This is a genomic window from Aquibium oceanicum (genome assembly GCF_001889605.1).
GTDB classification, from domain to species: Bacteria; Pseudomonadota; Alphaproteobacteria; order Rhizobiales; family Rhizobiaceae; genus Aquibium; species Aquibium oceanicum.
This window is the reverse complement of record NZ_CP018171.1, coordinates 3259650-3280388: the sequence shown is the minus strand read 5'-3', so window position 1 is coordinate 3280388 and position 20739 is coordinate 3259650. Positions and strand designations below refer to the sequence as shown.

General features: G+C 66.8%; 24 protein-coding genes. 12 read left to right on the top strand and 12 right to left on the bottom strand.

What is annotated here, in order from left to right; genetic code table 11:
• Window positions 1-20 precede the first annotated feature (20 nt).
• Entirely contained in the window at window positions 21-428 is a 408-nt protein-coding gene (locus BSQ44_RS16000; RefSeq protein WP_072605924.1) for a winged helix-turn-helix transcriptional regulator, read from the top strand.
• A gap of 679 nt (window positions 429-1107) precedes the next feature.
• Here BSQ44_RS16000 and BSQ44_RS15995 read toward each other — a convergent pair.
• Complete coding sequence (locus BSQ44_RS15995; RefSeq protein WP_072605922.1) at window positions 1108-1746, bottom strand: hypothetical protein; 639 nt, start codon at window positions 1744-1746, stop codon at window positions 1108-1110.
• A gap of 296 nt (window positions 1747-2042) precedes the next feature.
• On the opposite strand from BSQ44_RS15995, the gene BSQ44_RS15990 reads away from it, so the two are divergent.
• The 3 genes from BSQ44_RS15990 (at window position 2043) to ilvC (ending at window position 4803) form a co-directional block, all read left to right on the top strand.
• Window positions 2043-2963, top strand: a complete 921-nt coding sequence (locus BSQ44_RS15990) for a helix-turn-helix domain-containing protein (RefSeq protein ID WP_157894613.1) — start codon at window positions 2043-2045, stop codon at window positions 2961-2963.
• 73 nt (window positions 2964-3036) lie between these two features.
• Window positions 3037-3666 (top strand): TetR/AcrR family transcriptional regulator C-terminal domain-containing protein, encoded by a 630-nt coding sequence (locus BSQ44_RS15985; RefSeq protein ID WP_072605918.1) that lies wholly within the window; start codon window positions 3037-3039, stop codon window positions 3664-3666.
• Window positions 3667-3783: 117 nt separating this feature from the next.
• Window positions 3784-4803 carry a ketol-acid reductoisomerase gene (gene ilvC, locus BSQ44_RS15980; protein ID WP_072605916.1) on the top strand — a complete coding sequence of 340 codons (1020 nt, stop codon included), beginning with the start codon at window positions 3784-3786 and terminating at the stop codon, window positions 4801-4803.
• Between the two features lie 78 nt (window positions 4804-4881).
• Here ilvC and BSQ44_RS15975 read toward each other — a convergent pair whose 3' ends face one another.
• Together BSQ44_RS15975 and BSQ44_RS26920 are read right to left on the bottom strand one after the other, a co-directional pair.
• The gene (locus BSQ44_RS15975) at window positions 4882-5379 is read right to left on the bottom strand and encodes a hypothetical protein (protein ID WP_072605913.1); all 498 of its coding nucleotides are present in this window, start codon (window positions 5377-5379) and stop codon (window positions 4882-4884) included.
• The gene (locus BSQ44_RS26920) at window positions 5346-5582 is read right to left on the bottom strand and encodes a hypothetical protein (protein ID WP_157894612.1); all 237 of its coding nucleotides are present in this window, start codon (window positions 5580-5582) and stop codon (window positions 5346-5348) included. The genes BSQ44_RS15975 and BSQ44_RS26920 overlap by 34 nt, the downstream gene beginning before the upstream one ends.
• 138 nt (window positions 5583-5720) lie before the next feature.
• Between BSQ44_RS26920 and BSQ44_RS15970 the strand changes: the two genes are divergently transcribed.
• Together BSQ44_RS15970 and BSQ44_RS15965 are read left to right on the top strand one after the other, a co-directional pair.
• Window positions 5721-6242 carry a TetR/AcrR family transcriptional regulator gene (locus BSQ44_RS15970; RefSeq protein ID WP_235633250.1) on the top strand — a complete coding sequence of 174 codons (522 nt, stop codon included), beginning with the start codon at window positions 5721-5723 and terminating at the stop codon, window positions 6240-6242.
• Window positions 6243-6328: 86 nt separating this feature from the next.
• On the top strand, window positions 6329-6616 hold the full coding sequence (locus BSQ44_RS15965; RefSeq protein WP_083534776.1) for a PilZ domain-containing protein: 288 nt from the start codon (window positions 6329-6331) through the stop codon (window positions 6614-6616).
• 160 nt (window positions 6617-6776) lie between these two features.
• On the opposite strand, the gene BSQ44_RS26610 is transcribed toward BSQ44_RS15965, so the two are convergent.
• Window positions 6777-7304 (bottom strand): BA14K family protein, encoded by a 528-nt coding sequence (locus BSQ44_RS26610; RefSeq protein WP_235633249.1) that lies wholly within the window; start codon window positions 7302-7304, stop codon window positions 6777-6779.
• A 149-nt stretch (window positions 7305-7453) separates the two neighbouring features.
• On the opposite strand from BSQ44_RS26610, the gene BSQ44_RS15955 reads away from it, so the two are divergent.
• Together BSQ44_RS15955 and BSQ44_RS15950 are read left to right on the top strand one after the other, a co-directional pair.
• Window positions 7454-8566 carry an endonuclease/exonuclease/phosphatase family protein gene (locus BSQ44_RS15955; protein WP_072605909.1) on the top strand — a complete coding sequence of 371 codons (1113 nt, stop codon included), beginning with the start codon at window positions 7454-7456 and terminating at the stop codon, window positions 8564-8566.
• Between the two features lie 7 nt (window positions 8567-8573).
• Window positions 8574-9311 carry a hypothetical protein gene (locus BSQ44_RS15950; RefSeq protein WP_072605907.1) on the top strand — a complete coding sequence of 246 codons (738 nt, stop codon included), beginning with the start codon at window positions 8574-8576 and terminating at the stop codon, window positions 9309-9311.
• 37 nt (window positions 9312-9348) lie between these two features.
• Here BSQ44_RS15950 and BSQ44_RS15945 read toward each other — a convergent pair whose 3' ends face one another.
• From BSQ44_RS15945 to BSQ44_RS15925, 5 genes are all read right to left on the bottom strand, one after another.
• On the bottom strand, window positions 9349-10626 hold the full coding sequence (locus BSQ44_RS15945; RefSeq protein WP_072605905.1) for an amidohydrolase family protein: 1278 nt from the start codon (window positions 10624-10626) through the stop codon (window positions 9349-9351).
• Between the two features lie 29 nt (window positions 10627-10655).
• Window positions 10656-11468: an ABC transporter permease gene (locus BSQ44_RS15940; protein ID WP_072605903.1), complete on the bottom strand. Its 813-nt coding sequence runs from the start codon at window positions 11466-11468 to the stop codon at window positions 10656-10658.
• Entirely contained in the window at window positions 11468-12169 is a 702-nt protein-coding gene (locus tag BSQ44_RS15935; protein WP_235633433.1) for an ABC transporter permease, read from the bottom strand. The genes BSQ44_RS15940 and BSQ44_RS15935 overlap by 1 nt, the downstream gene beginning before the upstream one ends.
• Window positions 12170-12342: 173 nt before the next feature.
• Window positions 12343-13122 carry a transporter substrate-binding domain-containing protein gene (locus tag BSQ44_RS15930; RefSeq protein WP_072605899.1) on the bottom strand — a complete coding sequence of 260 codons (780 nt, stop codon included), beginning with the start codon at window positions 13120-13122 and terminating at the stop codon, window positions 12343-12345.
• Window positions 13123-13170: 48 nt separating this feature from the next.
• The gene (locus BSQ44_RS15925) at window positions 13171-13980 is read right to left on the bottom strand and encodes an ABC transporter ATP-binding protein (protein WP_072605897.1); all 810 of its coding nucleotides are present in this window, start codon (window positions 13978-13980) and stop codon (window positions 13171-13173) included.
• A 213-nt stretch (window positions 13981-14193) separates the two neighbouring features.
• Here BSQ44_RS15925 and BSQ44_RS15920 point away from each other — a divergent pair, with 213 nt between their 5' ends.
• Complete coding sequence (locus tag BSQ44_RS15920) at window positions 14194-15066, top strand: dimethylarginine dimethylaminohydrolase family protein (protein ID WP_114580077.1); 873 nt, start codon at window positions 14194-14196, stop codon at window positions 15064-15066.
• Between the two features lie 71 nt (window positions 15067-15137).
• A complete protein-coding gene (locus BSQ44_RS15915) occupies window positions 15138-16754 on the top strand; it encodes a 5-guanidino-2-oxopentanoate decarboxylase (protein WP_072608105.1) in 1617 nt (538 codons plus the stop codon).
• A 16-nt stretch (window positions 16755-16770) separates the two neighbouring features.
• Here the strand turns inward: BSQ44_RS15915 and BSQ44_RS15910 are convergent, their stop codons facing one another.
• The 3 genes from BSQ44_RS15910 to BSQ44_RS15900 all read right to left on the bottom strand — a co-directional run bounded on the left by BSQ44_RS15910 (window position 16771) and on the right by BSQ44_RS15900 (window position 18415).
• A complete protein-coding gene (locus BSQ44_RS15910; RefSeq protein WP_072605893.1) occupies window positions 16771-17298 on the bottom strand; it encodes a GNAT family N-acetyltransferase in 528 nt (175 codons plus the stop codon).
• The gene (locus BSQ44_RS15905) at window positions 17295-17573 is read right to left on the bottom strand and encodes a type II toxin-antitoxin system TacA family antitoxin (protein WP_072605891.1); all 279 of its coding nucleotides are present in this window, start codon (window positions 17571-17573) and stop codon (window positions 17295-17297) included. Before BSQ44_RS15905 ends, BSQ44_RS15910 begins: the two co-directional genes overlap by 4 nt.
• 77 nt (window positions 17574-17650) lie before the next feature.
• A complete protein-coding gene (locus BSQ44_RS15900) occupies window positions 17651-18415 on the bottom strand; it encodes a DeoR/GlpR family DNA-binding transcription regulator (RefSeq protein ID WP_072605889.1) in 765 nt (254 codons plus the stop codon).
• A gap of 205 nt (window positions 18416-18620) precedes the next feature.
• Between BSQ44_RS15900 and BSQ44_RS15895 the strand changes: the two genes are divergently transcribed.
• A complete protein-coding gene (locus BSQ44_RS15895; protein WP_235633248.1) occupies window positions 18621-19589 on the top strand; it encodes an ABC transporter substrate-binding protein in 969 nt (322 codons plus the stop codon).
• A 99-nt stretch (window positions 19590-19688) separates the two neighbouring features.
• Window positions 19689-20738, top strand: a complete 1050-nt coding sequence (locus BSQ44_RS15890) for a quaternary amine ABC transporter ATP-binding protein (RefSeq protein WP_072605887.1) — start codon at window positions 19689-19691, stop codon at window positions 20736-20738.
• The last annotated feature ends 1 nt before the right edge of the window (window position 20739 follow it).

The following is a 20739-nucleotide window of genomic DNA, read 5'->3' as shown; positions in this document are numbered from 1 at the left end:
GCACTGAAAGGATACCAAGCATGGATGCGAGGCCGGCCTCGACGAGGCAGATGATCGAGATCTACCGCACGAGCCCCGACGGGCTGGCGAACTGCCCGGTGCGCGACGTCGTGCAGAACGTCTTCGGCAAGTGGACCTCGCTGCTCGTGATGGCGCTGGCCGAGCAGCCCTACCGCTTCGGCGAACTGCGCCGCCTCGTGCCGGACATTTCGCAGCGTATGCTGACCCAGACGCTGCGCGACCTGCAGCGCGACGGCTACGTGCGGCGCGAGGTCTTCCCCACCAAGCCGCCGAGCGTGGAGTACTCTCTCACCGATCTCGGCCGCTCGATGCACGATTCGCTGCAGCATCTGCTGCATTGGGCCGCGGCCAACCACGCGGCGGTGCTGCGCGCCCGCGCTGCCTTCGACGCGACCGAGGCGAACTGAAGCCGCTCGACCAGACGTGCCGCCTGTCGGGCGCGGTTTCCGTCGAAGGTCGGCCATCCGAGCGGTTCTCCATTCGCGAGACATGCATCATCGTCGCCACGCCCGGTCGAACCGTCTGGCCATTGTCGAAGAGCCCGGGAGGCGGGACGCGGTGCCTTGCCCAGCTAAGCGAAATAGTGGTGGCGCAGCAGTCGCGCCCCGCCGGCGTTTGTTCCTGGACGGTCCACCGGTCGAAGGTCCTTGCGGACCCACGGCGCACGGTTCCCGTCGAGGCCGGTCGAGCCCGCCACCGTTCGCGGGTGATCGACCAGCGCCGCACTTGCCTGGGTCGTCCGGTCGTACGTCCCGTTCCCGGCGGCAAGCTGCAGGACGCAGTATGCCTGCGCGGGGAGGACCGTGAGTGAAAAAAGCAGCCGAAGGCAGCGGGCAGTCGGCCGTCGCACGGGAAATCAAGGGGTTGCGGGCGCGCATCCCTGCCGAGGCTGTGAATTCATCCACGGGGATGGCGCTGCCCGGTCGCCGGAGGCCATGCCATGAAGACGGCAATTGCCGACGATGGAGAGCCGGGGTCGGCCTGGTGGTTCGACGCGGTCGGAGGCCAAGCCCCGCTCGCGGCGGGAAGGTCGGCTGGCCGCGCGGCGGCAAGCCTCCCGCGGATCGCCGCGGTCGGCGGTCCCGTTCAGCCCTTGACCTCGAGCACCTCGGCGCAGCGCGACAGTCCGATGCCGGCCGCGGCCGTGTCGCGCGAAATGCGCAGCGCCTTGATCATGTTGCCGTTGTCGACCGTGAGCTGCACCTCGCAGAACAGCTGCTCGGTGCGCGCCGGGGTCAGCATCGGCCGGCCTCCGGCGACGGGCTGGGCGGGCGCGTTCGAACCGAAGCTGCCGATGCCGATCGAGGCACTGCGCGTCGTGGTCGTCGTCGTCGTGCGGGTGATGCCTGGGCTGGGGTTCTCGACCTGGGTCTCGGTGCGCACCTTCTCGCGGCTGTAGAGCGGCTGCGTGGTTGGCGGCGCAGCCGGAGTCGGGCCGAAACCCGAGCCGCCGAACGTCGTCGAAGGCATGGCCGGCATGGTCGGCGCCGCATAGGTCGCGGCGATGTACTTCGTGGTTTCGCCGCCGCGCCAGGTGTAGAGCACGTCGCCGTTCGACAGCGGGTACTCGGACACCGGCGCTCCGTAGCGCTGGAAAAATGCGTCGGCGCCCTGGCCAACCCAGCGCGACTGGACCGCCTCGCTCGCCTGTTCCGTCGTCACGCAGCCCGCCACGGCTGCTGCCATCACCAACACGATCGCCAGTCCCGTCGCCTGCGTCTTCATCGATCCCACCCTTCCCGTGCAGCCGGCGCAGCGCCGACCTGCGTTCTTCGATCGATGCGAATAGTGGAAAACGGGGCTGCGACGGTATCGACAGCGTCTCAACTTGGCGTCAGGATTTGCGCTGGCGTCTCATTTTCGCCGATACGAAGTCTCAGGGACCGTCGTAGAGGTCCCCGAAGAGCATCGCCGAGGAGAAGTTTGCAGTGCCGCGCGTTTCGCCTGTGACCCAGGTCTTTTCGTCCGAGCGACTTCCGACAGACCTCCGCTTCGAAGCTTTCCGGGCCAGGATCAATTCCATGTTCGACATGACGCCGGTCGATGCGGCCGACGTCGCCGATTTCGCCGGCGAGATTCGCAGCGTCAACCTGGGCACGCTGCTGGTCAGCAGCATGCGCACCAAGGAGTTCGTCTTCGCCCGCCCGCGCGAACGGCTGCTGCGGGACTTCATCGACCACGTCATGATCCGCGTCGACCTCGACGTCGCACCGGAGGAGGGCGGCCGCGCCTTCCGGCTGGTGGTGATCGACCTTGGCCGCGTCTCCGAAGACGGGATCACGCCGTCGCACAACGTGTCCGTGGTCGTGCCCCGCCGGGTTCTCGGGCTGACTGACGCGCAGCTCCAGCGACTGCACGGCCGGTTCCTCGCGACGCCGATGGCGATGATCCTCGCCGATCATCTGGTGTCGGTGATGCGCCATGCCGGGGCCGTCGGCGCCGGGGAGGCCGAGGCCATCGGCGCGCTGACGCCGGCGCTCCTCGCCTCCTGCCTGGAACCCTCCCTGGAAGCTGCCGAGCGCGCGCGAGCCGATCTCGACCTCGCCGTCGTCGCCCGCGCCCGCGCCCACATCGAGAATCACCTGCGCTCGCCGGCTCTCGATCCCGAGACCGTGGCGCGCACCGCAGGCGTCTCGCGCGCGACGCTGTACCGCCTGTTCGAGCCCGTCGGCGGCGTGGCCCGCGCCATCCGCGAGGCGCGTCTCAAGCAGGCCATGCGCGACATCCTCCACCAGGGCGCGGCAGCCCGGCTGGGCGACGTCGGCCACGCGCTCTGCTTTTCCAGCGAGGCGCAGTTCAGCCGCGCCTTCAAGGCCCATTACGGCTTTACCCCGCGCGAAGCCCGCCAGGCGGTCGTGGAAGGCCGCAACGCACCCGCTCTGGCGGCGGGGTCGCCCCATCCCGATCGGATGGTGTTCACCGGCTGGCTGTCGGCCCTGTGACGTCCCGGCCCGAGCGCCCCGTCATGCGCCAAGCCGCTTGACGCCGTAACGTACGGTACGGTACAGGCGCCGCATGGACGCCGCCGCCGAGCCCGATACCGAATTTTCGCCCCGCCAGCGGGAGGTGCTCGACGCCGTCCTGGAACTGCTCGTGGAAGGTCGCGATGCGCTGACCATGACAGCGGTGGCGCGGCGCGCCTCATGTTCGAAGGAAACGCTCTACAAGTGGTTCGGCGACCGCGACGGGCTCTTGACGGCGACCGTGCGCTGGCAGGCCTCGAAGGTGAGGGCGGGCAACTGGGACCGCCAGCACCTCGACGCCGAGGCGCTCGCCGAGAGCCTGGAGGCCTTCGCCGCCAACTGGCTGACGGTGATCTCGTCCAAGACCTCGATCGCGCTCAACCGCGTGGCGATCGGCCATGCCGGCTCGGGCCGCAGCGATCTCGGCCGCATCGTTCTGTCCAACGGCCGCTTCGCCATCGGCGAACGGCTGAAGCCACTGCTCGAAGCCGCGCGCGAGGCCGGCCTGCTTGCCTTCGACGACGCCGAAGTGACGTTTCGCACCTTCTTCGGCCTCGTCGGCCGCGACGTGCAGGTTCGGCTGCTTTTGGGCGACGGGCTCGCCCAGTCCAGGGCCGAAATCGCCGCCGACGCCCACCGCGCGGTCGGCCAGTTCCTGCGGCTCTACGGGGGCGTCAAGTGAACGTCCCACGCTCGTCAACGTACCGCCGTCATCTTCGGGTTCGTCCCGAGGACCCGCCGTGCTCCCGGCTCCGTCATCTTCTCAATCTGAATCAACCAAAGGAAGGAAACCTCTGAAATGCGTGTCTATTACGATCGCGATGCCGATCTCAATCTCATCAAGGGCAAGAAGGTCGCCATCATCGGGTACGGCTCCCAGGGCCGGGCGCATGCGCTCAACCTGAAGGATTCCGGCGTCAAGGAGATCGCCGTCGGTCTCAAGGAAGGCTCGGCGACGGCGAAGAAGGTCGAGGCCGACGGGCTCAAGGTGATGACCGTCGCCGAGGTTGCCAAGTGGGCCGACCTGATGATGATGGCCACTCCCGACGAGCTGCAGGCCGACATCTACAAAAACGAGATCGCCCCCAACATCCGCGACGGCGCGGCGATCGCCTTCGCGCATGGTCTCAACGTGCATTTCGGCCTCATCGAGCCGAAGGCCTCCGTCGACGTGCTGATGATCGCGCCCAAGGGGCCCGGCCACACGGTGCGCGGCGAATACCAGAAGGGCGGCGGCGTGCCGTGCCTGGTCGCAGTCAACCAGGACCCGTCGGGCAACGCGCTCGACCTCGCGCTTTCCTACGCTTGCGGCGTCGGCGGCGGCCGTTCGGGCATCATCGAGACCAATTTCCGCGAGGAATGCGAGACCGACCTGTTCGGCGAGCAGGTGGTGCTGTGCGGCGGCCTGGTCGAACTGATCCGCGCCGGCTTCGAGACGCTGGTGGAAGCCGGCTATGCTCCCGAGATGGCCTATTTCGAGTGCCTGCACGAGGTGAAGCTGATCGTCGACCTGATCTACGAAGGCGGCATCGCCAACATGAACTACTCGATCTCCAACACCGCCGAGTGGGGCGAATACGTGTCGGGCCCTCGCATCATCACCGCCGAGACCAAGGCCGAGATGAAGCGGGTGCTGAAGGACATCCAGACCGGCAAGTTCACGTCCGAATGGATGCAGGAATACCGCTCCGGCATGGCCCGCTTCAAGGGCATCCGCCGCATGAACGACGGCCACCAGATCGAACAGGTCGGCGAGAAGCTGCGCGGCATGATGCCTTGGATCTCGGCCAACAAGTTGGTCGACAAGACGAAGAACTAAGGCTCTCCGCGGAGGCCGGGCAGCATCGCGCACCCGGCCTCCGTGCAGCTACAGGGCGTGGCGGCAGGACTGCTTCCGTCACGCAGGCGCAAGGGCGGAACGGCGAGCAGTCAGCCTGAGCGGCGCATTGTACCGCGCGCCGAACCAGAGGCGCAGCGCCAGAGACCCGAGCATCGTACCGATCTGCGTGGCCAGGTTGAGCTCGACGCCTGCCGAGGGATCGACGAGCCAGCGCCAGAGCACGGCCAGCAAGGTGCCGTGCACCGCGTTGAACAAAAACGTCATCCCGTTCAGGTGCCATATCAGCGACCAGTTCGCATGGACCGGCGCGTTCATGTAGGCGAAACGGATCATTGCCCCGCCGTAAAGCAGCCCGATCACCGAGAACAACGCAGGCATCGGATCGCTGGTCGCGATGCCGGCGGCGAGCACGGCGGCGCCCATGGCGAAGGCCAGGATACCCAGAACCTTGAACCAGAGCCCGCGGAAGCGCTCGAGGTCGTGCTTCAGGCGTATGGCCAAGAACGCCGTGCCTGCAACGGTCACCACGCACAGGGTGAGATAGGCGAACTGCACGATCCTCTCGGGCGCGAACGACCGCCTGACAGAAACAGCACACCACCCACCGTTGCGAGCACGGCGAGCAGCGCGACAAGGAACACTTTGCCGTTGCGCCGGTGGCGCTGGCTTCCCTTTTTCTGGAGGAAGGTCGCCCAATAGAAGATGACGCAGACGGTGCCGACGGCGATATGAAAAAGCACTGCGGTTTCGGTAGGCATTGCGAATACTCCCGCGTGGGTTAACATGCGTAAAATAGCAGGAAGGTTTACGCGTGTAAAATGGCGAGATCGATCTCCGAGCCGACACGGGCCGCCATCCTGGAAGCTGCATGGAGGCTCATTGAGCGCGAAGGGAGGGTGGACATCGGTCAAGCGGCAATTGCGGCGGAGGCAGGTGTTTCCCGCCAGAGCATCTTCTACGCGTTTGGAGACCGGACCGGCCTGCTTACCGCGATGGCGCGCCACCGGGATCAGCAGTCGCCGCGCCTGGCGCGACTCGTTGAGGTGGCGAGTGAGAGGCGCACGGATGCCGGTCAGCTTCTGGACGTCGTCTCCGCCTGGATCGACTATCTTCCGGATGTCTATCCCGTAGCGATCCTGCTCGACGCAGCTGCGATTACGGATGCGGAAGCCAAAGCGGCGATCGAGGACCGTATGATCGTCCTGTTCAGGAATGGTCTTGTTGCGAGGCTACGTAGCATGGCCAGGCTTGGTCTGCTTCGAGAGGGAGCGGATCCCGATCGGACCGCGCATGTCGTATGGGAGATATGCCATCTCAGGGCCTGGCGGTCCCTCGTGGTCGATTGCGGGTGGACCCCCGAGGAGTTCAAATCGTCCCGACTGGCGCTGATTTCGACCTTTCTCAGGCACGAAACCTGATCCCATAAGCGCGGGCGTCCCATCCCGGCACACTTCTCTGGCACGATCTTCGCATCGTTCCTCCCACCTGATCGAGGAGAACCGAGATGATGCCGATCACTGAGAAATCGATTGCCATCGATGGCGAGGTGTTCGCGGACCGGCGTGGCGCGGTGCGCCAGCGCGCGTTCAAGGGCGCGTCCATTTCCTTCAACCGCGGCTATGGCGCCGTCGAATGCGTGGTGCGCAATCTTTCGGCCGACGGGGCCAAGCTCGCCTTCGGCGACACGCTGGCCGTTCCGCCGAAATTCTCGCTGCGCATTTCCGGCGGAGAGCCCCGCGAGGCGGTGGTGTGCTGGCGCAGCCCGCGCGAGATCGGCGTGCGCATCCGGTAGCTGTTCGAAGAGGTCGGTGGGGGCGGGTCGACCGGCCGGTGGCGTGGGGCCGGCCGGTCGACCTTTGCCTAATTAATCGCGAACCTGTGCCAGGCGCGCGCAGATGCACGAAGGGCGGTGCCGACGGCACCGCCCTTCGTTCGTTTCGTCGCAAATGCGATCAGCTGTAGGGCGACCAGCACTGCTGGCGCGGGCCGTTGTAGGGCTGGAAGGTGTTGTCCCAGGCGCGATACGAGCGGTAGCGGTTCTCGCACCAGTTCACATGCGCGCGCGACAGGCCGACATCCGGCGCATGGCGGTAGCGCGGCCGGTATTCGGGGACGATCTGGATGCCTATGCGCGGGCGCTCCCAGCGGCGCTCGTGGCGCGGCTCCCAGTGGCGCCGCTCCCAATTGCGCCGCTCGAAGCGGTGATCGCCGCGATACTGGCGGCGATCGTCGCGGTAGTGGCGGTCATCGCGATAGTGCCCGCCGTCGCCGTAGCGGTTGGGGTTTCGGTTGACCTCGGTCGGGCAGTCGGTGCCGCCGCCGCGGCCGGCACAATCGTCGACCCAGCCCACAGGAGCGGAGTCGGTGACCGTCGGGCCGGGGTTTTGCCAGGACCTCTCGTCGGCCAAGGCCGGTACGGCGGCGAAAGCGGAGATCGTCAGAGCGGCCAGCGCGGCGACCGCCGAAAGCTTCTTGTGCATGCGTGTCTCCATCGGGAAAACGAGGCTCGTGGGCCTGTGGATGCAACGAATACGCCCCGCGACCTGAACGGCGTCTGAACGGCGCAGGAGCCCGCTCGTTCCCGTCCGCGCCTTGTCATTCGGCGGCGGGCGGGGCAAACATCGCGCCCATGTCGGTCCGCATCGCCACGTTCAACATCGAAAATCTCATGAACCGCTTCGATTTCGGCGGTTACCGCAACGAGCTGTGGCGCGACCGGGCCGTGGCGATGTTCAACGTCGAGAACGAGGCGGAGTACCGCGAACTGGAGCGGGCCCGCACCATCGCCCACACCGACGACACGCGCCAGCTTTCCGCCCTCGCCATCGCCAGGACGCGCGCCGACATCCTGTGCCTTCAGGAGGTCGACAACCTCGAATCGCTGAAGGCCTTCGAATACGGCTACCTGTTCAAGATGATGGGGCAGGGCTACCGGCACAAATACATGACGGCGGGAAACGACAGCCGCGGCATCGACGTCGCCGTGCTGATGCGCGAGGAGACCCGCCACGGCGAGCCGATCGAGTTCGTGCGCATGACCAGCCACGCCCACGTCACCTACGACGATTTCGGCCTGCACACGCCCGAACTCGCCGACACCGGCAATGCCGGCAACGAGCGCATCTTCCGCCGCGACTGCCTGGAGGTGGACGTGAGGATCGGCGGCAGGCCGCTGACAATCTACGCGTTGCATTTCAAGTCCATGGGCAGCCCGCGCAACGGGCTCACCGGCCGCGAGGCGACGATGCCGATCCGCATCGCCGAGGCGAAGGCCACGCGCCGCATCATCGAGGAGCGCTTCGGCAAGGACCATGCGGCCGACAAGCGGTGGGTGATCTGCGGCGACCTCAACGATTATGCCGAGCGCGTCGTGATCGAAGGCGACGAGGAGACCGGCTACGACTTCCGACCGGCCGCCGAAATGGAAAGCTCGGTCCACGTTCTCACCGGCGACGGCTTTTCCGAGAACGTCGTGCAGCGGCGTCCCGAACTCGATCGCTGGACGCTCTATCACACGCGCGGCCCGCAGGAGCGGCATCTGTGCCAGCTCGATTACATCCTGCTGTCGCCGGCGCTGGCGCGCACCAATGCCGCGCAGATGCCCGACATCGTGCGCAACGGCCAGCCGCACCGCACCATCTTCCCACCCGGCCAGAAGGTGGAGCGCTTCCCGCGCACCGGCTGGGACCGGCCCAAGGCGTCGGACCACTGTCCGGTCGCCATCACCCTCGACATGGTCTGACGCGCCCGTGGCCTTCACGCTCGCCATGAACCGACTGGTGGATGTCGCCGACGCGCGGCTGCGCGTCGACCCGGCGCCGCATCCTTACGAGGCGCGCAATGCCGCCGCGATCGAGGCGAACTGGCAGCGCGAGACCGCGGCGAACCCGCATCTGTTCGACGGGCGCGTGCTGGTGTTCTCGCGCCTCGAGACGACACGCGGCCGCTTCGAGGGCGAGGCACACGCGGCGCGGTTCGCGACTTTCATGCACTGGCGCAAAGAGAGCGACAAGCAGGACATGCGCCATGTCTTCGCCAACGCCGTGCTGGTGACGACCGACGGCGCGCTGGTCGCCATCGAGATGGGGGCGCACACGGTCAGCGCCGGCAAGGTCTACTTCCCCTCCGGCTCCTTCGAGCCCGACGACGTCGCAGATGGCGAGATCGACATCGTCGGCAACATGCGACGCGAGGTGGCCGAGGAGACGGGGCTCTCGATAGATGGACTGCCGCACGAGCCCGGCTACCGCGTCCTGGCGCTCGACACCGGCACGGTGCTTACGACGCGGTTCCGGCTGCCGATGTCGGCGGGCGAGGCGGAAGAACGCATCCGCGCCCACATGGCGACCGAAGAGCAGCCCGAGATCGCCCGGCCGGTCATCATCCGCGACGCGGCGCTCGCCGGCATCAACGTCGCCGGACACATGCCGCAGCTGGTCGACTGGCATTTCGCCAATCCTCTGAAAGATGCCGACCTGATTGCCTGAAACGACCGTCGCTACAGCGTCGCCATGGGAGGGGTCGTCAGATCCTGTGCCGGCGATCGACGCTCGCCGGCCGTCCCGGCAGCGACAGTTGGGCAGCGGAGGAGGGGCGCTCTGCCACGACCTTGCCCTTCGCCACCACCGCGAGCCGGGCCGCGCGCAGCCTCACGGCCTCGATCGGATCGCCCGCCTCCAGCACTACGAGGCTGGCCGCCTTGCCCAACTCCAGGCCGTAGTCCTCCAGCCCCATGATGGCCGCGCTCTCGGTCGTCACCATGTCGAAGCACTTGCGCATCTCCGCTGGGCTCGACATCTGCGCCACGTGCAGGCCCATATGGGCGACGTCGAGCATGTCGGCGGCCCCGAGCGAATACCAAGGGTCGAGGCAGCAGTCCTGGCCGAAGCCGACGCGGATGCCCATCGCCAGCATCTCCTTGACCCGGGTCATGCCGCGCCGCTTGGGGAAGGTGTCGTGGCGGCCCTGGAGCATAATGTTGATCAGCGGGTTGGGGATCGCCGACACCTCAGCCTCCGCGATCAGCGGCAGGAGCTTGGAGACGTAGTAGTTGTCCATCGAGTGCATCGACGTCAGATGCGAACCGTTGACGCGGCCGTGCAGCCCAAGGCGCTGCGTCTCGTAGGCGAGTTGCTCGATGTGACGCGACATCGGATCGTCGGTCTCGTCGCAATGCATGTCGACCATCAGCCCGCGTTCGGCCGCGATCTCGCACAGTTCGGTGACGGAGCGCGTGCCGTCGGCCATGGTACGCTCGAAATGCGGGATGCCGCCGACCACGTCGACCCCCATGTCCAGCGCGCGGATGGTGTTTTCGCGCGCCGTCGGCGAGCGGTAAAGCCCATCCTGCGGGAAGGCGACGAGCTGCAGGTCGATATACGGTTCGATCTCCTTCTTCACCGCGAGCAGCGCCTCGACCGCCAGCAGCCGGTCGTCGCACACGTCGACATGGCTGCGGATGGCGAGCAGCCCCATCGAGACCGCCCAGTCGCAATAGGCGAGCGCCCGTTCCTTTACGGCCTCATGGGTGAGCAGCGGCTTCAGCTCGCCCCACAGCGAGATGCCTTCCAGCAGGGTGCCCGACGCGTTGATGCGCGGAATGCCGTAGGAGAGCGTCGCATCCATGTGGAAATGCGGATCGACGAAGGGCGGGGAGACGAGGTTGCCCGAAGCATCGACGACGCGGGCGGCCTCCGCCTCGATCGACGGTTCGATCGCGGCGATCCGGTCCCCCGATATGGCGATGTCCGCGACGGCCCCATCGGGCAGCGTCCCGCCCTTGACGATCAGATCGAATGCCAATGTTGCGCTCCGGTTCGAGAATGGTCCGCTCAGCCGAGTCGCGAGGGAATCCGGCTTTCCAGCTTGCGGAATGCAAAGACGATCACGCCGGTGATGGCAAGATAGATCAGCGCCAGGATGAGCAGCGGCTCGTAGACGATGAAGGTTTCCTGGCGCACGCGGCTTGCCACCGCGAAGATGTCGATCACGGTGATGGTCGCCACCAGTGGCGTGGCCTTGAGCTGCAGCACGGTCTCTCCCGCCAGCGTCGGCAGGGCGCGGTGGATCGCCTGCGGCAGCCAGATACGACGAAAGATCTTCCAGCGGCTCATGCCGAAGGCACGGGCGGATTCCAGCTGGCCGCGCGGAACCCCCGCGAAGGCGCCGCGCATGACTTCGCCTTCGTAGGCGGCGAAGGAGATGGTCAGCGACAGCACCGCGTAAGGCCATGCCTGGCGCAGGTAGGGCCACAGGTCCGAGCCGCGGATCCACGGAAACTGCGGAAACAGCGAGCCGAGGCCGTAATAGAGCAGCCACAGCTGTAGCAGCAGCGGCGTGCCCCTGATGACGGTGCAGAACGCCCGCGCCGGGATCGCGAGGTATCGCGGGCCGGTCACCTGCACGAGACCGAGCGGTATCGCGAACATGAAGCCGAGGATGCAGGTGACGACGAGGATCCAGATCGTGCGCCACATGCCCTCGATCGCCAGCCGCCAGTAGTCCTCGATCCAGTCCCACCGCATGGTGAAGGCGGCGAAGAGCACGAGGCCGACCGCCACCGCGATCATGATCGCCCGGTGCGGCTGCAGCCAACGTCGCCGCGAGGGCAATTCGTCGGGGGTGATCTCGGCGACGTTGGCCATCAGCCGGCACCTCCGGCGGCGGGCATGCCGCGCCGCGCCCAGCGCTCGATGCGGCCGATGATGACATTGGAGAAGAGGCTCAAGAGCAGATAGAGCACGCCCGCCGCCATGAAGAAGGTGAAATAGGCCTTGGTGGCGCCGGCCGCAGTGCGGGTCTGCTGCGTCAATTCGTTGAAGCCGACGATGGCGAGCAGCGCGGTGTCCTTGGTGGCGATGAGCCACAGGTTCGCGAGGCCCGGAATGGCGAAGGGCAGCATGGCGGGAATGGTGATACGGCGGAGCAGCATCCCAGGCGACATGCCGTAGGCGCGCGCCGCTTCGATCTGGCCCTGCGGGATCGCCAGGATGGCGCCGCGGATCACCTCGGTCGAATAGGCACCCTGCACGAAGGCCAGGACCCAGATGCCTGCCACCAGTCCGTTGATGTCGATCGGTTCGTAGCCGAAGGCGTCGAGCGCGCGATTGATCAGGTCCGTGCCGGCGAAATAGAGGAGCAGGATCAGCACCAGTTCGGGGATTGCCCGCACGATGGTCGTGTAGACCTCCAGGAGATCGCGGATCACCGGGCCGCCATAGAGCTTTCCGTAGGCGCCGCCGACCCCGATGATCAGCCCGAAGCCGAACGCGCCCACCGCGATGATGACGGAGTTGAGCAGCCCGTAGAGAAGGTTTCCGCCCCAGCCGGGCGGCTGCAGGGCCAGAAGGTCGAAGGTGGAGGTCTGCGCGAGGGGGAGGAGGAGCGTTTCGATCGGCGGAGGTCTCCCTTAGCGTACGTGGAGCCGGGGCCGGTGCCCGCCCCGGTCGCTGGCCTGTGGGCAGCTGGGAGCGGGCACCGTCATGGGCATGTCAGGCCGTCATTCGGCCTGGCCGGACATCAGCCGCCGTAGACGTCGAAGTCGAAGTACTTCTTGGTGATCTCGTCGTAGGTGCCGTTCTCCCGGATGGCCGCGATGGCGGCGTTGAGCTTCTCCTTGAGCTCGGTGTCCTCCTTGCGGACGCCCGCGCCGACGCCCGGTCCGAGGATTTCCAGGTCTTCCGCGACGTTGCCCTTCAGGTCGCAGCAGGCCTGGCCCTGATCGGACTTCAGGAAGGCGTCGAGCGCGATGGCGTCTGCCTGCGTCGCATCGATGCGGCCGGCGGCGAGATCCTGGTTCGCCTCGTCCTGCGTCTGGTATTCCTTGATCTCGGCCACCGCGTCGGCGAAGTGCTTCTTCACGTATGCCGAATGGACGGTGGAGACCTGGACGCCGATGATCTTGCCCTCAAGTCCCTCGACCGTGGGCTCGAAATCCATGCCCTTGGGACCCGCGATCGCGGTCGGCGTGTTGTAGTATTTGTCCGAAAAGGCGATCGACTTCTCGCGCTCGGCGGTGATCGACATGGAGTTCATGATCGCGTCGATCTTCTTGGTCGTCAGCGCCGGAATGAGACCGTCCCAGGGGATCGGCGTCAGTTCGCAGTCGAGCTTGGCCTCGGCGCAGACGGCCTCGATGATCTCGACTTCCCAACCGGTCCAGTTGCCGGAGGCGTCGGCCGACCAGAAGGGCGGATAGGCCTCTGGCGAAAAGCCGACCTTCACGGTCTGGGCCTGCGCCCCGAATGCCATCGCGCCGAAGATCACGGCGCCGGCGGCAAGCTTCATGATGGATTTCATGGTGCTACTCCATTCTTGCGTTGTTCGTTCCACGGTGTTCCTCCTCCCTCACGAGACCGTGCGGAGGAATTGTTGCAGGCGCTCCGATTTCGGCGCGCCGAAGAGCTGGTCGGGCGGGCCTTCTTCCTCGACCAGTCCGTTGTAGAGGTAGACCACGTGGCTCGCGACCTCGCGGGCGAACTTCATCTCGTGGGTCACCAGGACCATCGTGCGGCCCTCCCGGGCCAGGTCGCCGATCACCTTCAGCACTTCGCCGACGAGTTCGGGATCGAGCGCGGAGGTCGGCTCGTCGAACAGCATCACGCGCGGCTGGATGGCGAGCGCGCGGGCGATGGCGCCGCGCTGCTGCTGGCCGCCCGAGAGGAAGGCGGGGTAGACGTCGCGTTTCTCGGCGAGCCCGACCCGCTCCAGCAGCGCCTCTCCGGTCGCCGTCGCTTCGGCCTTCGACACCCCCAGCACGTGCACCGGAACCTCGATGACGTTCTCGATCAGCGTCATGTGGCTCCACAGGTTGAAGCTCTGGAAGACCATGCCAAGGCGCGAGCGGATGCGCTCGATCTGGCGCCGGTCGGCCGGCATCTTGCCGCCGTGACCGTCGTCCTTTAGCCGGATCTCTTCGCCGTTGACGCGGATCAGGCCGCTGGTCGGGTTCTCCAGGCAGTTGATGCAACGCAGGAGCGTCGACTTGCCGGAGCCGCTGCCGCCGATGATCGCGACGACGCCGCCGTCGCGCGCCGACAGCGAGACGCCCTTGAGCACGTGCAGCAGGCCGAACTTCTTGTGCAGGTCCTCGATGTGGATCGCCTCGGCCGGTTCGTCGGCCGTCGCCGCCATTGCATCGGCGCGCGATTGCGTCATCGCGTCAATTCCGCGGCGGATCCCACCGATCCCGTCGTGCCAAGGCGTGTGTTCACGCTCTTTGTTCCCCTGTTCGTTCCAAGATGGACCGGTTTGCGCGACGGCGTCAACCGGGCAGGCCCGGAAGCCATGGCGGCCCTTGCCGCCGCGTTTGGCGAGCGTGTATGGACGAACCGCCACCGTGGCGGTGGCCAAGAACCGGGAGGCGGCGGCGTGGAAGGTATCGGGTCTCAATCCATGGCGGCGCCGCTTCTGCGGGTGCTGATGCGCTCCGCCAGGGGTGCCATGCGCGGCGCGGACCGGGCGAAATGGCACTACGGTCCGGGCTTCGACCATTCCAGGGCGGCCGCACAGCACGACGGGCTCGCCGCGCTGGTGGCGGAGACGGGTGCCGAAATCGAATGGCTGGATGACGGCGACGACGGGCTGGCCGATTCCGTCTTCACGCACGATCCGTCGCTGATGACCGAGGCCGGCGCCGTCATCCTCTCCATGGGAAAGCCGCTGCGCCGCGACGAGCCGGCGCTTCACGAGGCCGCCTATCGCCGGCTCGGCATCCCGATCCTCGGGCGCGTCGAGGGCGCGGGACAGGTGGAAGGCGGCGACTGCGTTTGGGTCGACCGCAACACGCTCGCGGTCGGGCGCGGCGTGCGCACCAACCAGAAGGGCATTCAGCAACTCGCCAACATCCTTGGGCCGATCGGGGTTTCGGTGTTCGGCTACGACCTGCCGCTGTGGCAGGGCGAGGAGGCCTGCCTGCACCTGATGTCCGTCATCAGCCCGCTCGCCGACGATCTCGCGCTGGTCCATTCGCCGCTGCTGCCGGCGCCGTTCTGGCAGATGCTGAAGGCGCGCGGCATCGAACTGGTGGAAGGCGACCCGGAGGAATTCGCCAAGAGCCTCGGCCTGTCGCTCAACGTGCTGCCGACCGCGCCGCACGAGGTGATCGCGGTCGCGGGCTTCCCGAAGACCAAGGCCGCCATGGAAGCCGCCGGCTGCACTGTGAAGACCTTCGAGGCGGATGCCCTGTGCATCGCCTGCGAGGGCGGTCCGACCTGCCTGACGCGCCCGATCCTGCGCCGGTGACAGGACTGGGGACGGTCGGTGAAGCGGCTGCGGGCACCGCGACCTTTTCCAGACAACCAAGAGGCATGCGCATGAAGACCGTCGGGGAGATGCTGGTCGGGCTGCTCGAGGCGAGGGGCGTCGAGATCGTCTTCGGCATTCCCGGCGTCCACACGATCGAGCTTTACCGCGGCCTCGCCGCCTCGCGCATCCGTCACGTCACGCCGCGGCACGAGCAGGCGGCGGGCTTCATGGCCGACGGCTATGCGCGGGCCACCGGCAAGCCGGGAGTCGCCTTCCTGATCACCGGTCCGGGCCTCACCAATGCCGTGACGGCGATGGCGCAGGCGCGCGCCGATTCCGTGCCGGTGCTCGCGATCTCGGGCGTCAACGCCCGCGCCACGCTGGGCAAGGGGCTCGGCCACCTGCACGAACTTCCCGACCAGCGGGCGCTGATGCGCAGTTTTTGTCTGTCGTCGGAGCGTATCGAGGCACCGGAGGATCTGGCGCCCGCGATCGATCGCGCCTTCGCGCTGTTCTCCTCCGGCCGGCCGGGGCCGGTGCACATCGAGATACCGACCGACGTGATGTCGCTGCCCTGTTCCGAGGACGGCGCTGTGGCGGATAGCGGTGGCGCGGTATTGCCGGACCCGGATGCTATTGACCGCGCGGCGAAAGTGCTCGCGAAGGCGAAACGGCCGGCGATCCTGATCGGCGGCGGCGCCAAAGGCGCGGCGGACCTCGTCGCGCGGATCGCTCAGCGCCTCGACGCGCCGGTGGTCGCCACCGCCAACGCGCGCGGCATCATGCACGCCCAACCGCTGCTGGTGCCTGCCAGCCCGAGCCTCAAGGCGGTGCGGGCGCTGCTTGCGGACAGCGACGCGGTTCTGGCGGTCGGGACCGAGTTCGGGCCGACCGACTACGACATGTACGCGGTCGGCGGCTTCCCGGACCTCCAGAACCTCGTCCGGATCGACATCGACGCGGCACAGCTGGCGCGTCGGCCGGCGGAGATCGCGATCCAGGCTGACGCGTCAGTAGCGCTCGAAAGCCTGTCTGCGGCAATCGAGAGAAGCCGCTCGGCCGGAGATGCTTCGGATGCAAGCGATACTCCATCGACTGGCGCGGCGCGGGCGGAAGCCGCGCGCGAAGCCGCCTGGGAAGAAATCGGCGACCGCTACCGGACGCATGTCGGTGCCCTGGAAGCGATCCGCGAGGCGATGCCGGGAGCGTTCATCGTCGGGGATTCCACGCAGGCGATCTATGCCGGCAATCTCTTCTACGACCACGACCGGCCGGGAGGCTGGTACAATGCCGCGACCGGCTACGGCGCGCTCGGCTACGGACCGCCCGCCGCCATCGGCGCCGCGCTCGGCCGGCCCGACGTGCCGGTCGTGTGCCTGGCTGGCGACGGCGGCATGCAGTTCGTGCTGGCCGAGCTCGGTACGGCCATGGACGAGAAGGCCAAAGTGGTCTTCGTCGTGTGGAACAACAACGGCTTCCAGGAGATCGAAAGCGCGATGGTCGAAGCAGGCATCGCGCCGGTCGGCGTCAGGCCCTCGGCGCCGGATTTCTGTCTCGCCGCGCAGGCCTACGGCATGCAAGCCGAGCGCATCGACAGCCTGACGAGCCTCGGCGACGCATTGAGGCGCGCCTCGGCGCCGGACGGGCCGAGCTTGATCGAGATCGTGGGCGATCCGGCGCTTTGAGCGGAAGGGATCAAAGCTACAGCTTGCCCTCGGACCGCAGCAGCATGGCGATCGGCGCCAGCGGAAGCACGAGGGACAAAGGTTCGTCCGCGAGCGCGATCGGGCCATAGCGGCCGTACCACCCGGCGACATGCTCGTTCTTCGCGTCGATCAGGAGAATGATGCCGCCCACTTCCGACGAAGCGAGGATGCACCGACGCGCCGCTGAAAGGAGCAATTGTCCTCCCAGGCCGTTCCCTTGCATCCCCCGCTCGACGGCCAATCGGCCGAGTCTGAACCCTGGTACGTCGTACCGGGCAAGGCCGCGCCTGATGATCTCGGGCGTGCGCTGGAATGCGAGCGCAGCCGGGCTAAGGCTGTAGTAGCCGACGATCTTCCTCTCGTCTGCGCGCGACAGGGCGACAAACGTCTTGGACGCACCTCGTTCGTGATTTTTTCGGGCGTGGCGGCGAAGATAGTCGTTCAAGTGTGGTTCGCCGCAGTCGAAGTTCTCCCGGTCGTGCGATTTGCTGATCGGTTCCTCGCGCCACGCCAGCTGTGTCATTCCTTAAGCGGCAAAGCTCGGGCAGCAGCTCGCATTCTCTCGTTCGGCTCCGGAGGGCTTTCCAGAAGCTCGAGGACGCGGATGCTGTCTCGTTCTGTCAGCAGAGTGGTTTCCGCCTTCTCGATCAACTCCTCGGCCGCCTTCACGGCAGTCCGTATGATGAAGTCCGTCATGTCCGTCTCCGCCAGCATCGAGGCGCGCATGATCGTCGCCTTGTCCCGGGGCTTGATGCGGATCGACATCCGGGCGTTGTCTTCGACTGCTGGGCGAGGCATTAGAGTTTCCGTACTTCTTGAAAGCGTACAGATAGCCTTTTGGGCGACGAGAATCAATGCTATCCTGGCTCCCCTGACTAACTCTCCGCTACCTCCCACGTCGCCCCCGCCGCTTCGATCGCCTCCGCTATCTCGCCCGGCGGCGCACGGTCGCTGACCAAGAGGTCGAAGTCGCCGAAGCCGCAGACCTTCACCAACGCGGCGCGGCCGAACTTGGTGTGGTCGGTGGCGATGATGCGGCGCTCACCGCACTGGAGTGCCATGCGTGCGAACTCGGCTTCCTCGAGCAGATAGTCCATCGGCCCGAGCGCGGCGTCGACGGCGCCGATGGAAATGATCGCGTGGCGCACGCGGAACCGGGCGATGAAGTCGATGGCCGTCCGGCCGAAGGCCGCGCCGTTGTCGCCGTGCAGTTCGCCGCCGGCCATGAAGACCTTGTTGCCGTTGACCGTCGCCAGCGTGCGCGCGATGTCGGAGGAATTGGTCACGATGGTCAGTTCGCGCCGGGCTGAAAGCTCGCGCGCCAGGATGCTCGTAGTCGTGCCCGTGTCCAGCATGATGCTGTCGCCGTCGCGGATGCTGGCCGCTATGTGGTGGGCGATGCGCCGCTTCTCGACGGCGTTCTCGCGCATGCGCCGGTCGAAGGGCGCCTCGCGACCGTGGTCGGGAAGCTGGATGGCGCCGTGCATCTTCACCAGATGGCCGTCGTCGACCAGCGGCCGGATGTCCCGTCGCACCGTCTCCAGCGAGACGCCGAGGCTGGCGGCGAGCGCCGAGATGCTGGCAGCGCCGTCGCGACGGGCGGCGAGCATGATTTCGGTCTGGCGCGGTGTGAACTGCATGGACGGCCTCCGCGATGTGCATTTTGTGCCGCTTCGATAGGCAATTCAACTCGCAAAACCACAAAACCCCAATCAAAAGCCAACAAATCCCACATTGCCGTTGACAGCTAACGCTGCGGCACTTCACACTTGACCGATGAGACGGGAATCCGGCCGCGAAGAAGCCGGGTCGTTGCCGATGCAAAGACAAAGAGGGATACGATCGATGTTCTCCAGGACAATGCTCAGACTTGCCGTCTCGTCCGCGCTCGTGGCGGGCGGGCTGTCTCTGGCCTCCGCGCCGGCCCAGGCCGAGCCGGAATCCACGGATCCGATCAAGCTCACGCTGCACGACTGGACCGGGCAGCTGATCACCACCAACCTGATGGCCGAGATCCTGAAGAAGGCCGGCTACAACGTCGAACTCGTGCAGGCGGATTATCTCGCCCAGTTCGCGGGGTTGGAAAGCGGCGACCTGCATGTCGCCATGGAGATGTGGGAGACGACCGGCCGCGAGGCCATGGACGCCGCCACCGCCACCGGCAAGGTGGAGAATGTCGGCCCGACCGGCATGAAGGCCAAGGAGGAGTGGTGGTACCCCGCCTACATGGCCGACAAATGTCCCGGCCTGCCCAGCTGGGAAGCACTGAAGGACGAAGCCTGCGCCGAGGCCTTCTCCACGGCCGAGACCGCGCCGAAGGGGCGTTATCTCGGCGGACCCGTCACCTGGGGCGGCTTCGACGACGAGCGCGTCGAGGCGCTGGACCTGCCTTTCGAGGTGATCCATGCCGGAACGGACGCGGCGCTGTTCGCCGAACTCGAAAGCGCCTACCAGCGCCAGGCGCCGATCCTTCTCTGGGTCTACGCCCCGCACTGGGCGCCGGCCAAGTACGAGGGCGAGTGGATCGAGTTCCCCGAATACACCGCCGAGTGCTACGGCGATCCGTCCTGGGGATCGAACCCCGACATGGCCTACGACTGCGGCAAGCCGTTCGGCGAGATCTGGAAGGTCGCCTGGGCCGGCGTGAAGGACAAGTGGCCCGGCGCCTACGAGGCGATCAAGGCTTTCACCATCGACAATGACGAGATGGGTGCCCTGATCACCAAGGTCGACCTCGACGGGGAGTCCATCGAGGACGTCGTGGCCAACTGGATGACCGAGAACGAGAGCCGCTGGTCCGGCTGGATCAACTGAGGCTCTCGCCAGGCCGGACAATCGGCCGACCCGGCGCGTGCCGGGCGGCCGGCTCCGGACGAGTATACGGCGTCCAGTGGAAAAGAACGCGTCGGAAGCATGCCTGAGACAACGGCGCCGGACGCCGCGGCCAAGCTGGTCTGCCGGTCGGTCTGGAAACTCTTCGGATCGGATGCGGAGCGCGTCGCGCGCCTGATTTCCGCGCGCGCCATTACCAAAGAAGAACTTTCGGCCAGCGACGCGATTCCGGCGGTGCGGGACGTCAGCCTTGGCGTCCATGCCGGCGAGTGCTTCGTCATCATGGGGCTCTCCGGGTCCGGCAAATCGACGCTGGTGCGCTGCATGTCGCGGCTGGTGGAGCCGAGCGCGGGCGAGATCCTGTTCAACGGCGAGAACCTGCTCGCCGCCAGCGAGAAGCGGATGATCGAGATCCGCCGCCACCAGATGGGCATGGTGTTCCAGAACTTCGCGCTGCTCCCGCACATGAGCGTGCTCGGCAACGTCGCCTTTCCTCTGGAAGTCCAAGGGGTCGCGCGGGCACGGCGGGAGGCGCGGGCGCGCGAGATGATCGAACTTGTCGGCCTTTCCGGGCGCGAGCACTTCTTTCCGCGAGAGCTTTCCGGCGGCCAGCAGCAGCGCGTCGGCATCGCCCGCTCGCTCGCCGTGGAGCCCGAGCTCTGGTTCCTCGACGAACCCTTTTCCGCCCTCGATCCGCTTATCCGGCGCGAGATGCAGGACGAGTTCATGCGGCTGCAATCGGTCCTGAAGAAGACCATCGTCTTCATCACCCACGATTTCGACGAGGCGATCCGTCTCGGGGACCGCATCGCCATCATGAAGGACGGCGCCGTCGTCCAGGTCGGCACGCCCGAGGAGATCGTGCTGGCGCCGGCCGATTCCTATGTGTCGGAATTCACCCGCAACGTCGCCAAGGCCAAGGTGCTGCGGGTCGGTCCGCTCGCCAGCCGGCTTCCGGGCTCGGTCGCCGCGGACAGCTATGCCGGCGAAGTCTCCGCCGCAGCGACAGTTGCGGAAGCCGCACCGCTGTTCGGCGAGACGGGCACGCGGCTCCTTGTGAAATCGCCCGACGGCCAGGCGGTGGGGACGCTCGACCGCGACACGGTCGCCGCCGTCATGATGCGGGGCTGAC